General features: G+C 37.6%; 15 protein-coding genes and 1 pseudogene. 10 read left to right on the forward strand and 6 right to left on the reverse strand.

Annotation, left to right across the window (positions count from 1 at the left end; all coding sequences use genetic code 11):
- The first annotated feature begins 68 nt into the window (after window positions 1–68).
- Both ZA06_RS08230 and ZA06_RS08235 read left to right on the forward strand, forming a co-directional pair.
- A complete protein-coding gene (locus ZA06_RS08230; RefSeq protein ID WP_053976886.1) occupies window positions 69–746 on the forward strand; it encodes a ComF family protein in 678 nt (225 codons plus the stop codon).
- A 99-nt stretch (window positions 747–845) separates the two neighbouring features.
- The gene (locus ZA06_RS08235) at window positions 846–2456 is read left to right on the forward strand and encodes an Ig-like domain-containing protein (RefSeq protein ID WP_053976887.1); all 1611 of its coding nucleotides are present in this window, start codon (window positions 846–848) and stop codon (window positions 2454–2456) included.
- Here the strand turns inward: ZA06_RS08235 and ZA06_RS08240 are convergent.
- A complete protein-coding gene (locus tag ZA06_RS08240; RefSeq protein ID WP_053976888.1) occupies window positions 2445–3224 on the reverse strand; it encodes an amidohydrolase in 780 nt (259 codons plus the stop codon). The two genes, ZA06_RS08235 and ZA06_RS08240, sit on opposite strands and share 12 nt — an antisense overlap.
- A gap of 176 nt (window positions 3225–3400) precedes the next feature.
- Here ZA06_RS08240 and ZA06_RS08245 point away from each other — a divergent pair, with 176 nt between their 5' ends.
- Window positions 3401–5503, forward strand: a complete 2103-nt coding sequence (locus tag ZA06_RS08245; protein WP_053976889.1) for a S46 family peptidase — start codon at window positions 3401–3403, stop codon at window positions 5501–5503.
- A gap of 34 nt (window positions 5504–5537) precedes the next feature.
- Here ZA06_RS08245 and ZA06_RS08250 read toward each other — a convergent pair whose 3' ends face one another.
- The 5 genes from ZA06_RS08250 to ahcY all read right to left on the reverse strand — a co-directional run bounded on the left by ZA06_RS08250 (window position 5538) and on the right by ahcY (window position 8651).
- The gene (locus ZA06_RS08250; RefSeq protein WP_053976890.1) at window positions 5538–5849 is read right to left on the reverse strand and encodes a helix-turn-helix domain-containing protein; all 312 of its coding nucleotides are present in this window, start codon (window positions 5847–5849) and stop codon (window positions 5538–5540) included.
- A 6-nt stretch (window positions 5850–5855) separates the two neighbouring features.
- Window positions 5856–6035 carry a hypothetical protein gene (locus tag ZA06_RS08255; RefSeq protein WP_053976891.1) on the reverse strand — a complete coding sequence of 60 codons (180 nt, stop codon included), beginning with the start codon at window positions 6033–6035 and terminating at the stop codon, window positions 5856–5858.
- Window positions 6007–6675: a hypothetical protein gene (locus ZA06_RS08260; protein WP_053976892.1), complete on the reverse strand. Its 669-nt coding sequence runs from the start codon at window positions 6673–6675 to the stop codon at window positions 6007–6009. Before ZA06_RS08260 ends, ZA06_RS08255 begins: the two co-directional genes overlap by 29 nt.
- Before the next feature lie 66 nt (window positions 6676–6741).
- On the reverse strand, window positions 6742–7215 hold the full coding sequence (locus ZA06_RS08265; RefSeq protein ID WP_053976893.1) for a very short patch repair endonuclease: 474 nt from the start codon (window positions 7213–7215) through the stop codon (window positions 6742–6744).
- 119 nt (window positions 7216–7334) lie between these two features.
- Complete coding sequence (gene ahcY, locus ZA06_RS08270) at window positions 7335–8651, reverse strand: adenosylhomocysteinase (protein ID WP_053976894.1); 1317 nt, start codon at window positions 8649–8651, stop codon at window positions 7335–7337.
- A 130-nt stretch (window positions 8652–8781) separates the two neighbouring features.
- Here ahcY and ZA06_RS08275 point away from each other — a divergent pair, with 130 nt between their 5' ends.
- The 7 genes and pseudogenes from ZA06_RS08275 (at window position 8782) to arfB (ending at window position 13588) form a co-directional block, all read left to right on the forward strand.
- On the forward strand, window positions 8782–9408 hold the full coding sequence (locus ZA06_RS08275; protein WP_053976895.1) for a 4'-phosphopantetheinyl transferase family protein: 627 nt from the start codon (window positions 8782–8784) through the stop codon (window positions 9406–9408).
- 3 nt (window positions 9409–9411) lie between these two features.
- Complete coding sequence (locus ZA06_RS08280; RefSeq protein ID WP_053976896.1) at window positions 9412–10176, forward strand: geranylgeranylglyceryl/heptaprenylglyceryl phosphate synthase; 765 nt, start codon at window positions 9412–9414, stop codon at window positions 10174–10176.
- Window positions 10177–10222: 46 nt separating this feature from the next.
- Entirely contained in the window at window positions 10223–10483 is a 261-nt protein-coding gene (locus ZA06_RS08285; RefSeq protein WP_053976897.1) for a thiamine-binding protein, read from the forward strand.
- A complete protein-coding gene (gene pnuC / locus ZA06_RS08290) occupies window positions 10467–11099 on the forward strand; it encodes a nicotinamide riboside transporter PnuC (RefSeq protein WP_053976898.1) in 633 nt (210 codons plus the stop codon). Before ZA06_RS08285 ends, pnuC begins: the two co-directional genes overlap by 17 nt.
- 11 nt (window positions 11100–11110) lie before the next feature.
- A pseudogene (locus ZA06_RS08295) lies at window positions 11111–11623 on the forward strand (AAA family ATPase); the annotation flags it as partial.
- Complete coding sequence (locus ZA06_RS08300) at window positions 11623–13188, forward strand: DUF4301 family protein (protein WP_053976900.1); 1566 nt, start codon at window positions 11623–11625, stop codon at window positions 13186–13188. The pseudogene ZA06_RS08295 and the gene ZA06_RS08300, both read left to right, overlap by 1 nt.
- Entirely contained in the window at window positions 13178–13588 is a 411-nt protein-coding gene (gene arfB, locus ZA06_RS08305) for an alternative ribosome rescue aminoacyl-tRNA hydrolase ArfB (RefSeq protein WP_053976901.1), read from the forward strand. The genes ZA06_RS08300 and arfB overlap by 11 nt, the downstream gene beginning before the upstream one ends.
- The last annotated feature ends 244 nt before the right edge of the window (window positions 13589–13832 follow it).

Raw genomic sequence — 13832 nt, forward strand, 5'->3', positions numbered from 1 at the left:
AATTCGCTATTTATCGCTTCCAAAATATAGTTTAATGTTAAGATTATATTATTTTTATCGATGAAGTGATGAAAAATTTGTTAAACTTATTCTTTCCGAAGGTTTGTATGGGTTGTAATGACCATTTGGGTGATAATGAAGCCTGTATTTGTTTGGAATGCCGGCATCAGTTACCTCTTACAAATTTTCATTTCGATGGAGATGAGCGTGTTAAAAATGTGCTCTATGGAAGAGTGCCTTTGCAACAAGCAACTTCTTTACTGCATTTCTCCAAAAAAGGGATTGTTCAGCAAATATTACACAACTTAAAATATCGCGGTCAAGAGGAGGTTGGGACGTTTTTAGGAAAATGGCTAGGAGAGGAACTTAAAAGTTTGGAGGCCTATCAAAATATAGACTTGGTTGTGCCTGTCCCCATTCATAAGGCTAAGATGCGAAAGCGGGGCTTTAACCAAGTGCACAAATTTGGTCAAGAAATAGCAACTGCTTTACAAATACCTTTCAATACAGAAGTTCTACAGAAACAAGCACCCACCAATACACAAGTATTCAAGGACAGATTGAGACGCTTGGAGACCGATACTTCTACGTTTAAAATTGCAGGAAAGCACAAATTAACCGGAAAACACTTGTTGTTGGTAGACGATATTATAACCACCGGTGCTACTGTGGAAGCCTGTGCCCAAGTATTGTTGAATATTGAAGGGGTGTCTTTGAGTTTGGCTACTATGGCCATAACCGATTAGCTAAACACTTTGAGGCTTCCTGTAATCGACAATTTTCAAGAGAGCATACCGTTTGTATACCAAATAAGTTGTTAATTTGCGTAAAAATTAAGCCTTAGGATGTTACAAAAGTGTTTTAAAACGTTAGTGGTATTTACTGTAATTCTTAGTATTGTGGGGTGTGCCAATAGAGGAACGCCAACAGGAGGAGAAAAAGATGTGGATCCACCAAAAATTGTAAAGTCCGTTCCAGAAAATTTTTCTACAAATTTTAAGGCTTCCGAGATTAGAATTTACTTCGATGAGTACATCAAGGTGAAAAACATGCAAAAGCAGTTGATCATTTCACCACCTATGGAGTACCAACCGGATATCACGCCTTTGGGTTCTGCCAGTAAGTATATCAAGATTAAAATAAAGGATACACTTCAGCCCAATACTACCTATGCTTTCAATTTTGGGCAAAGTATTGTGGATAATAATGAAGAGAATCCTTACCCATATTACAAATATGTGTTTTCTACAGGAACCTATATCGATTCGCTGTCGGTTAAAGGTTTGATTTTGGATGCTGAAAATAAAGAGCCAGATACATTTGTGTCTGTGATGCTTTATGAAATGGACTCTACATATACGGATTCTGTAGTCTATAAAAAGAAACCTAAGTATGTCACCAATACACTTGATAGTTTAACCACTTTTAGTTTGGAAAATCTTAAGGAAGGGGAGTATATGATGGTAGCCCTTAATGATAAAAATGGGAACTTTACCTTTGAACCTAAGGTTGATAAAATTGGATTTCATAGAGGAGTTGTAAAGGTGCCAAACGATACTATTTATACGTTAAAGTTATTTTCTGAGGAATTGGATTTTAGAGCGATAAAACCAAAGCAGATTGCTGGTGAAAAAATAGCGTTTGGTTACGAGGGGAATGCCAAAAACATGAAAATAGATCTATTGGAGGAAACACCTTCTGATTATGAAACCAGAATCACCAAAGATGCCAAAGCTGATACCTTGTATTATTGGTACAAACCAAAAATGGAAATGGATTCGGCGCGATTTGTGGTTAGAAATTACAAGTATACAGATACCCTGATTCATAAATATAGAGAGTTGGAAAGAGACAGCCTGGAGGTGAAGCCTCTGAAGTCTGGAACGATATCTTTTAACGAGGATTTTGCCATTGAAGGCACTACGCCTTTTGTGAATATTGATGAACAAAAGATTAAAATTATCGATAAGGATACTTTGGAGGTGGCTTACAAAACAGAATTCGACACCTTAAAAAATATCTATACGTTTAAGTTTGATAAAACAGAATCTAATAGTTACAACATTGAAATGTTACCAGAGGCCTTGACAGGATTTTTTGGTCATGTTAATGATACCCTAAATTTCAATGTCAAGACCAAAAATTATACCGATTATTCCAACATGCGTGTGACTTTGCAGAATGCCAAGTTTCCGGTGATTGTTCAGTTAACCACTGAAAAGGGCGAGGTGAAATATGAGCAATTCGCTACAGAAAATAGAGTGTTTGACTTTAGGTTTATTGAACCGGTGAATTACTATTTAAGAGTGATTTTTGATACCAATGGCAACCAAAAATGGGATACGGGAAGTTATTTGCAAAAACGTCAACCAGAACGCATTAGTTACTATCCAGAATTGATCAAGGATGCTAGAGCCAATTGGGATCCAATTATCGAGTTTCCGCTATTGGATTAAAAACGTATCTCTATCGTTTAAAAACTTCAGTTTGTTTCTGTAAAAGTTCAGGTGGTTACGCTCTAAAGTAATGATGCCAACATATTCCTTATTTGGTCTAATTGGAGAAATATTGTTGCCCAAAATGTCATAGGCTGTAGAATGGCCACAATACTCATTGTCCTTTTCGTCAACACCAACCCTGTTCACACCCACAGTGTAGCACATATTTTCAATAGCTCTGGCCTTTAATAAAGTGTCCCAAGCCACGATACGGGGTTTGGGCCAATTCGCAACGTAAAGCAGGAGTTCGTAATCCTCTTTGTTGCGGCTCCAAACAGGAAAGCGCAGGTCGTAGCAAATTAAAGGGCAAATTTTCCAACCGTGATAGTCTACAATTAGTTTTTCCATTCCAGATGCATAGACTTTGTCTTCTCCTGCCAAGGAAAAGGTATGACGTTTATCGTAATGTTCAATTGTTCCATCTGGGTGAACAAACAATAGTCGGTTGTAGATTTTGGAATTGTCTTCAATAATCAGACTTCCCACAATGGCGGCATCCTTTGCCGAAGCCAGTTTCTTCATCCAATCTACAGATTTGCCATCCATGGTTTCAGCCTGTTCCTTAGCATTCATGGTAAATCCGGTGGTGAACATTTCCGGTAGTAAAATGAGGTCTACCTTTTGGCTAATGCCTTCAATGGCTTCTTTAAACTGTTTGCGGTTCTGCTTAGGATTTTCCCAAGCGAGTTCCTGTTGAATAAAAGCTACTTTAAGTTGGTCCTGCATACAGTAAATGTAATAATTCTGCCCAAAAAACAATGCGAGGTTTTTATTGTTTTTTCAGTTAAAATAAATGTGAATGTTATTATTTTTTGTAAGCGAGTTCTTGCGTTAAAGGTTTGATAAAGAGCTCTTGGTTTTCAAAAGGGTTTCTTAAATTTGCGCCTCTTAAAAACTTACTTATGAAATATTTCAAGATACTTTTGCTCTTTATCACGCTTCAGGTAACTGCCCAACAAGGGGGGATGTGGATTCCGTCACTTTTGGAAGGAATGAACGAAGCCGAAATGGAGTCTTTAGGAAGTAAACTGACCGCCCAGGATATTTACGATGTCAACAATTCCAGTTTAAAGGATGCCGTGGTGCATTTCAATGGCGGGTGTACTGCTGAGGTGATTTCTCCAAAGGGATTGATTTTGACCAATCACCATTGCGGATATGGACAAATTCAAGCACACTCTTCTTTGGAAAATGATTATTTGAAGAATGGATTTTGGGCCATGAGTTTGGAAGAAGAATTGCCAAACAGTGATCTTTATGTAGAATTCATTGTGAGAATTGATGATGTGACCGAGCAGGTTTTGAAAGGAACCAATGCTGAAATGTCTGCCAAGGAATTACAGTCTTTAACAGATTCTAATAGCAGCAAAGTGCTCAAAGAAGTGAAGAAAGAAGGTTGGCAGAGAGCAAAAATCAAGTCTTTTTATAAAGGAAACCAGTACTTTTTGTTTGTAACAGAGCGCTTCGAAGACGTACGTTTGGTGGGAACACCTCCAAACAGTATTGGAAAGTTTGGTAGCGATACCGACAATTGGGTGTGGCCTCGCCATACTGGTGATTTTTCTATGTTCAGAATTTATGCCGATCAAAATAACCGCCCAGCAAAATACGCAGCAGACAATGTGCCTTACACGCCTAAACACTATTTACCGGTGTCCTTGGACGGGGTTTCCGAAGATGATTTTACTATGGTGTTTGGATTTCCTGGACGCACCAATGAGTATTTACCAGCAGTTGCGGTTGAGCAGATTGTAAAAAAAGTGAACCCGAGTAATATTGCTATTAGGGAAGCAGCTCTAAAGGTGATTGATGGGTATATGAAACAGAATGACGAAATACGAATTCAATATGCTTCAAAGCAAGCTAGAATTGCCAACTATTGGAAAAAATGGATTGGTGAAAATCTAGGCTTGGAAAAAAGCAATGCTGTAGCCATTAAACGGAATATGGAAGCTGAGTTTACAAGTCTTTTAAAAGAGAAGGGCCTTGTTGAACAGTATGGAAATGTTTTGCCACAGTTGGAACAATTATATGCGCAGATTGAAGCTGTTAATGTAAAGCGAGGGAATTTCAATGAGATTTTTAAGCGTAATAATGAGCTTATGGACATCATGTTCAGATTGGACCAAATGGAGCGCGCTGCAGCGAAAGGTGAGGAAGCTTTTGATCGTTCAAGAGATATCGTTGTAGATAAGTTGATCAGTATTTATAAGGATTTTAATGCAGATGTAGATCAAGGTGTTTTTGAAGCCATCATGCCTTTGTATACACAGAATGTGGATGCATCCATTTATAAAAATACAAATTTTACCGATTTAAAATCGGCTATGAAAGTTTTGGAGGGCGATGCTAAGGAGGTTATTAAAAAACTGAATAAGGATAAGGCCTATAAATATGCGAAACCTTTTATTGAGGAATATTACAGTTCGTTAGATCCCGATTTTAATGCCTTGAATGCTGAAATCAATAAATATCAAAAGCTCTATATGAAGGCCTTGATGGAGGTGATGCCTGATGAACGTTATTTTCCAGATGCCAATAGTACGCTTCGTGTAACTTATGGAAAGGTGAAAGGATACGAGCCTAAGGATGCCGTGTATTATGATCCTATCACCTATTTGGATGGTGTGATGGAAAAATATGTGCCGGGTGATTATGAGTTTGAGGTTCCAGAAAGATTGCGAGAATTGTATACTGCAAAAGACTATGGTAATTATGCCGATGCCAATGGGAAATTACCGGTTTGTTTTATCGGGACGAACCATACCACAGGAGGAAACTCAGGAAGTCCAGCCTTGGATGCCCATGGCAACTTGATAGGCTTGAATTTTGATCGTGTATGGGAGGGAACCATGAGTGACATTTATTACAGTCCTGAAATTTGTAGAAACATTATGGTGGATGTGCGCTACATTTTATTTGTGATTGATAAATATGCGGGAGCCTCGCATTTAATTGAGGAAATGACTTTGGTCCACCCCAAGCAAGAGCAAAATTTGAATTAAAATTCTATAACCCTTCTTTTGTTCAAAAGGAGGGTTATTTTAATATTTCTGTTTGATTTGAACCGAATACAGAGAAAATAAATTCTTTAATTGTCGGTTCAAGTATTCGATATATTTCTTTCTTTTCCTCAGGGATATCTTCTTCTGAAATCATCATAAAATGAAGAATAGGCTTAGGGACATCTAGGACTTCGCAAATTTTATCTAAGGTTTCGGGATTAGGTTCGTAAACATCATTAATCATCTGGGATAAAGCAGTTGTGCTTTTTCCAATTTTATGGGCAACTTCTTTTTGAGTTAGTCCTTTCTTTTTTATTAATTTACCAATTATTTCTCCGAGTTTCATCTTGTTTTAATCGTCAAAAAAGCCTGTAATAATCTTTATTAAAATAGCAATTAGTTGAACGATTCGTTTTTCAGTTTTAGCTTTTTTTAATTCAGATTTTACTTCTTCTAGTAGTTTTTTGGTTTCCTGAGTAGTATTTTGGGAAGCTAAGGCTTCTTCAATTTTTTCTAAAATATTGTTTTTCATAATAGCTGTTATTTAAAATTAATGCAAAAGGCTGAACTGCCTTAAATTCAAAATTTTGAATAACAGTATTCTCGTGATAGTCGTCGAGATTTTTAAATAGGAAGCTTATGATTTTTCTTAAAAAGAATCTGTGGTTTCTATTAGTTGAGGATAAAAGGAATTGGATTTTCTTTATCCAACTGGAAATCTTCTTGATTAATTTTTGATAAGAGAGAATTTTTAAATGTTGTATTATATAATCTCCTATAAACTCTTTTATTTCTAAGTTTTCTTCGTTTTCGTAGAATTTGAAGAGATCGTTAATGCTCTTTTTCTTGAGTTTGTTCAAAAGAGAATTATACTTGGATCCTAGGGCCTTCTTTTGGAGGAATCTATTTGAATGTAATAACTTATATTCTCCAAGGCTTTTGAGAAATTCTAGTTCCGATAGAAATTCATTAGTTGAATAAGAATTAATATTGATTTTGGCAAAACTATCTCTAACAGTATTTTGAAAAACAATCAGAGGTGAGGGTGAGATTGAAATGCTTTGAGCTAAAGTTTTGACGGCATCACTCAATTCGCTTGAAGAAATAAAAAATGATTTTAATTCCTCTTCATAAGTTTTGATTGAATCAATATTTTGTTTTAATTCTTTCATTATTCGAATTTAAGTAAAACTTAAATAAAAACAAAATTAATTTTCATATTTAATGGCGAAGGGTATCTACCAATCATTTCTCCCTGTAGTGATATAGACCAAAACATCATTGATGCACTGGTCCAGGTTGGTCTTGATTTCATGTGCCCAAAACCTGAAAACGGTAAAACCCATGTCTTCCAATGCTTGGTTTACTTGATAGTCTCGTTGCATATTGCGTTCTATTTTGGGAATCCAAAACTTACGGTTGCTTTTTATCTGATCTTTTCGTTCGTCCCAATTGTAGCCATGCCAAAATTCCCCATCAATAAAAATGGCAAGATTATACTTTTTAATGGACACATCGGGTTTGCCTGGTAGGCTTTTGCTATCCACTCTGTATCGAACATTTTTTTGCCAAAGCGCTTTCCTGAAACGCAGCTCAGGGTTGGTGTTTTTACCACGAATACGGCTCATGATCTTGGAGCGTTTTTTAGTGGTGTAAAACCCTGCTTCCTCACTAAAACGAGGCACTTTAATATTGTCTTCTGAATATGCCATGACGTTTAAGGAATATAATGATTTTTTGGGAGATATTATTAGTTGAAACTTCAGCAGAAAACAAAAAAAATCCCAAACCGTGAGGCTTGGGATTTCTATTAATAAGAATTTGAATTCTATTAGTATCTGTAGTATTCTGGTTTGAAAGGACCTTCAACTTGTACACCGATATAATCGGCTTGGTCTTGTTTCAACTCAGTAAGTTCCACGCCAATTTTGGCAAGGTGCAATTTGGCTACTTTCTCATCCAAATGCTTTGGCAACATGTATACTTTGTTTTCGTAAGCATCTTTGTTGGTCCAAAGTTCAATTTGTGCCAAAGTTTGGTTGGTAAACGAGTTACTCATGACAAAACTTGGGTGTCCAGTCGCACAACCAAGGTTTACCAAACGTCCTTCTGCTAAAAGGATAATATCATTTCCGTTGATAGTGTATTTGTCAACCTGAGGCTTGATTTCAACTTTTGTTGCTCCATGATTTGTTTTCAACCAAGCAACATCAATTTCGTTGTCAAAATGCCCAATGTTACATACGATGGTTTTATCTTTCATAGCTTCAAAGTGCTCACCACGAACGATGTCTTTGTTTCCAGTTGTGGTAATTACGATATCAGCTTTTCCAACAACAGTTTCCAAACGTTTTACTTCGTATCCATCCATAGCTGCCTGTAAAGCACAAATAGGATCAATTTCAGTCACGGTTACAATACTTCCGGCACCTCTAAAAGAAGCGGCAGTCCCTTTACCTACGTCTCCATAACCACAAACTACAACACGTTTTCCGGCTAACATCACATCGGTAGCACGACGAATAGCGTCAACAGCACTTTCGCGACATCCGTATTTGTTGTCGAATTTAGATTTGGTTACAGAATCATTCACGTTGATAGCAGGCATTGGCAACGTTCCGGCTTTCATACGCTCGTACAATCTGTGAACACCAGTAGTCGTTTCTTCACTTAAACCGTTGATGCCTTCAACCAAATGTGGGTAACGGTCCAATACCATATTGGTAAGGTCTCCACCGTCATCCAAAATCATGTTAAGCGGTTGGCGGTCTTCACCAAAAAATAAAGTTTGCTCAATACACCAATCAAACTCCTCTTCGGTCATGTTTTTCCAAGCATAAACAGCCGTTCCCGCAGCGGCAATAGCAGCAGCAGCTTGATCTTGGGTAGAAAAAATGTTGCAAGAACTCCAGGTAACTTCTGCTCCAAGAGCTTGAAGGGTTTCAATCAAAACAGCCGTTTGAATGGTCATGTGCAAACATCCAGCAATACGAGCACCTTTAAGCGGTTGAGACTCTTTGTATTCCTCACGTAAGCTCATCAATCCAGGCATTTCTGCTTCTGCCAATTCAATCTCTTTGCGTCCCCAGTCAGCCAATGACAGGTCTTTTACCTTAAATGGCTCGTAAGCCACAGTTTTTGTATCCATGTTTTATGTTTTTCTAGTGTTATAAGATGACACCTTTGGCAATACTCCCTAAAATGGTTAAATTCGCTTACCCAAAGTGGCATTGCTTTTTAAGCGGTGCAAAGATAACCAATAACTTTCAGAAAAGTAAATGCCTCTATATAAAACCCTTAATCCTAGTGCACAAACTTCTGTTAAAATCTGGAAGATAACAGAGTCCTATCAGGAATTGTTTCAGCCTGTTACCCTAAAACCAGAAAGTTTACAGCGTGTGCAAAACATGAAAAGTGAATTGCATCAGCGAGGGTTTTTAAGTGTACGCCATTTACTAGCTGAGTTTGGCTATACCGATGAGGATTTGTTTTATGACGAAAATGGTAAGCCCCATTTAAAAGATGGCAAGCATATTTCTATAACGCATTCTTTTACCTTTTCTGCCGTGGTGGTAAGTGATGATGTGGTTGGGATTGACATTGAAAAACAACGGGAAAAAATAGGGGTGATAGCTCATAAGTTTATGGATTATGAGTTTAAGTATTTGAAGAATACCGAGGCTGATTATATCAATAAGCTTACAGTGATTTGGTGTGTTAAGGAGTCTTTGTATAAGCTTTTTGCTACCCCTGGATTGAGTTTTTTGCAGCATACTTTGGTGATTCCGTTTATGATGAATGATGGCGAAACCACGGCTTGGATTGATTATAAAAACAAAAAGAGTCGCTATCACGTGGCGTTTTTGGAGTTTGAAGGATTTACCTGTGCCTATACACTTCCGTAACTGATGATTTATAAGGATATTTTAATAAGAAGCGCCGCAGGCGAACGATTGTTGGCAGTGTTGTTGGACCCAGATAAACTCCAAATGGATAGGGTTGTCAATTTGATGGAGAAGATTAATAAATCTATCGCCACCCATATTTTTGTTGGCGGAAGTGAAGTTGATGAGCATGTCACGCCAATTTTGGTGGCGGAAATAAAGAAGTATACTCTTTTGCCAGTAATCATTTTTCCTGGAGATGTATGCCAAATTTCAGAACAGGCAGATGCCCTTTTGTTTTTGTCCTTAATTTCAGGAAGAAACCCCGAATACCTTATTGGGAAACAAGTGCAGGCGGTTCAAAAGTTGAGAGAGGCCAATTTGGAAATCATCCCTACAGGCTATTTGCTTATTGAAAATGGGAAAGAAACAGCGGTCCAGCGCGTGACGCATACTTTGCCAATGTCAAAAGATAATGTTCAGAATATTGTAGATACGGCCAAAGCAGGGGAACTGCTGGGGATGAAACTAATCTATTTGGAAGCAGGTAGTGGAGCGATGCATCCAATTGGTGCCGATATTATCAAGAAAGTAAAAGAGGATTTAAGGATTCCTTTGATTGTTGGAGGAGGCATCAGAAATATGGATGCCTTAGGTCAAGCCTATAATGCAGGTGCCGATATGGTAGTGATTGGAACAGCTTTCGAACAAGATGAAACCTTTTTTGACAGGCTTCAGCAAAAAGAAACCATTTTAGAAACACCAAAACCGTTGAACGGATTTGGTTGAACAAAAACATAACTCTAAATAAATCCTATTAGGGAATTTAAACACCATGAAAATTTCAGTAGAACTAACATTGACACCGCTTCAAGATAACTACGAACCGGCTATTATTCACTTTATAAAAAAACTGCGAGCTTCAGGGCTTACCGTTCTGGAAAATCCTTTGAGCACTCAAGTGTATGGCGATTATGATGAGGTAATGCGCCTGTTGACAACTGAAATCAAGGAAGCTTTTGAGTTGATAGAAAGAGGATTGTTGTACATGAAAATTGTGAAATCCGATCGTCACGACTATGAACCACATTTTTGATTTTTTCATAGATCCCTATCGTGGTACTCCTGCATTGTTTATTGTGTTGGAGGCCATTGCCTTTGTCTTTGGAATTTTAAGTGTTTACTATGCCCAGAAGGAAAATATCTTGGTGTATCCAACGGGTTTGGTGGCAACGGTAATTACAGTTTACCTATTGTACAAGGCTGGGTATTTGGGAGACATGATGATGAATTTTTACTATTCGGTCATGAGTATTTACGGATGGTGGAACTGGGCCAGAAAAAAAGAAGACAAGCATGTGGTGGCTATTTCCAGAACCAATACCAAAGAAAAATTAATAGGAGTTGGTATGTTTTTGTTGACAATGTTGGTAACTTATTTGGTCTACACGGCTTATGGTTACCAATTGGAAATTCCTAACTATATAGACATTTTTACTTCTGGTATTTTTTTCACGGCTATGTGGTACATGGCTATCAAGAAACTAGAGAATTGGACCCTTTGGATTTTCGCCGATCTAATTACCGTACCATTGTATGCCTATAGAGGTTTGGGGATGTTATCTTTACAGTACCTCATTTTTACATTTTTAGCAATTCAAGGATATCGCCAATGGAAGCGCAGCTTAGACAACAAGATTCAAACTGCATAAAAGTGGTACTTTTTGGGCCTGAATCTACAGGGAAGACGGTGTTGGCACAACGCTTGGCAAAGCATTACGATACGCTTTGGGTCCCTGAATTTTCAAGAAGTTATGCTGAAGGAAAAATGAAAAAGGGAGAACAACTCACTGAAGAGGATGTGCTCCCCATTGCTATTGGCCAAATAAAACTAGAAAATGAACTGACGTCAAAGGTTGAAAAACTATTGATTTGTGATACCGATTTATTGGAGACAAAAGTTTATAGTTCAGTGTATTACGATGGTTTTTGTCCTGAAGTTTTGAATAAAATAGTTGGAAAGAATCAGTATAATCTTTATTTTTTGACTAATATTGATGTACCGTGGGAAGCGGATGACATTCGTGACAGACCTAATGAAAGGGAGCACATGTTTCAAGCTTTTGAAACGGCTTTAAGAACACATAACAAACCGTATGTTTTACTTAAGGGTTCTGAAGAGGAACGCTTTAACGTTGCGGTGAAGCATATTGATAATCTATTAAAACAGACTTGATGAAATTTTCTGAAGCAGATTTAGAACAGATAGAAAAAAAGGGACTCACCCCTAAAAAAGTAAAACAACAGATTAAAATTTTTAAAAACGGACTTCCGTTTACCCATCTTATTGCGGCGGCCACTATTGGAAAAGGCATTACTAAGCTTACTGCAGAAGAAGAGGCGGCCTATATAAAGGTTTTTGAAGATAAAAAGAATGAAAGTGAGCTATTAAAGTTTGTACCTGCTTCCGGAGCTGCTACTAGAATGTTCAAGTTTTTATTTCAGTTTCAGCAGGATTATGATCCTGAAACTGAAAGTTTGAATTCCTATATCAACAATACCGATGCAAAGGATCTTTCCCTGTTTTTTCTCGGGCTTAAAAAGTTCCCGTTTTATGATGAGGTTATGGCAAAGCTTTTGGAAACTTATCCCGATTACAACAAAAAGTCGAGAGACGAAAAGGCTTGGTTGTTTGTAAAGGCTATGTTGGATGAGGATATGTTGGACTACGGAAACTATCCAAAGGGATTGTTGCCATTTCATGAGTATAAAAACAAGGTGATTTCAACAGCTTTTGAAGAGCATTTGTTTGAAACCGCACTGTATTCGTCTGATAATTGTAAGGCAAAATTACACTTCACCATTTCAGAAAAATATAAAGACAAGTTCAAAAGTGAGTTTGAGAGAATTCAACAAAAGGTAGAAACTAAAACAGGGGTGAAGTTTGAAATTTCCTTTTCATATCAAAAAGAATCTACAGATACCATTGCCGTAACCCCAAAAAACAAATTGTTTAGGGAAGAGGATGGCTCTTTGTTGTTCAGACCTTCAGGGCATGGTGCGCTTATTGAAAACCTAAACGATCTGGATGCCGATGTCATTTTTATGAAGAATATAGACAATGTGGTGGTTTATAAATACAAGGAAGAGGTAGCTAAGTACAAAAAAGTACTGGCTGGAATTTTAATGGAGCTTCAGGAGCAGGCCTTTGCTTACCTAAGAAAGTTGGATGAAGACAATCTGGAAGAGAAGGACCTTAAGGAAATTGCCAAATTCTTGAGCAAGAAAATGGATGTCAAGATTTCTCCAGAATTCAAAAAATATAAGTCAAAATATCAAATAGAGTACCTTCAGGAAAAACTCAATCGCCCTATCCGTATTTGCGGAATGGTAAAAAATGAAGGAGAGCCTGGAGGAGGTCCTTTTTGGGTGAAGAATGAAGACGGGGTAATTTCACTTCAAATTGTGGAATCTGCTCAAATCAATATGAAGGACAAAGCCCAAAAATCTATTTTAACGAAATCGACACATTTCAATCCAGTGGATATTGTGTGCAGTGTTAAGGATTATAAGGGTGAAAAATTCAATTTGACCAAATATGTAGATCCTTCGGCGGCGTTTATTACGGAAAAGACCAAAAATGGGAGAAACCTTAAAGCATTGGAGCTTCCAGGGCTTTGGAATGGAAGTATGGCCAATTGGAACACCGTGTTTGTGGAGGTGCCATTAATTACCTTTAATCCTGTAAAAACGGTGAATGATTTGTTGAAAGCTCCGCACCAAGTTCTTAATGGACATTAATCAGGATGCACTTATTTCAGAACTGACCTTTAAGGCGGTTCGTAGTTCAGGATCGGGAGGGCAACACGTTAATAAAGTAGCTACTAAAGTGGAGCTATTTTTTGATGTGATGGCCTCCAAGGTTTTGGAGGAAGATGAAAAACAGCGTGTGCTTGAAGCGCTTGCCAATAGGGTGAACAAAGGGCAGGTTTTGGTATTGTATAGTGACGACAGCCGGAGTCAATTCAAAAACAAAAACCTCGTCATCCAGAAGTTTTTGAACTTGATTGAGGAGGCTTTAGAGGTGCAAAAGGAACGTGTGCCGACCAAAATTCCAAAAGGCGTCAAGAAAAAGCGACTTCAGGACAAACGGAAACAGTCTGAAAAAAAGAGTTTTAGGAAACCGCCTAGCTTGAATTGAAAATATCTTTGTTTAGGTAGGTTAATTCTCTATTCTTCCCTAAATTTGCAGCGTTCTCAAAAAGGGGTGCCTAATATCGGCTGAGATCATACCCATTGAACCTAGAACAGGTAATGCTGTTTAGGAATGAAGCGTTAAAAATGTCTGCAGGCATTTAGTACCGGTTAACCATTAGTAAGGTATTAAGTTTTAACGTATGGTAATAGAAGCATTTGCTTCAAAATCTATTGTAAAACAACAAAAG

The sequence above is a fragment of the Mangrovimonas xylaniphaga genome (assembly GCF_001280435.1).
Taxonomy (GTDB): Bacteria; Bacteroidota; Bacteroidia; order Flavobacteriales; family Flavobacteriaceae; genus Mangrovimonas_A; species Mangrovimonas_A xylaniphaga.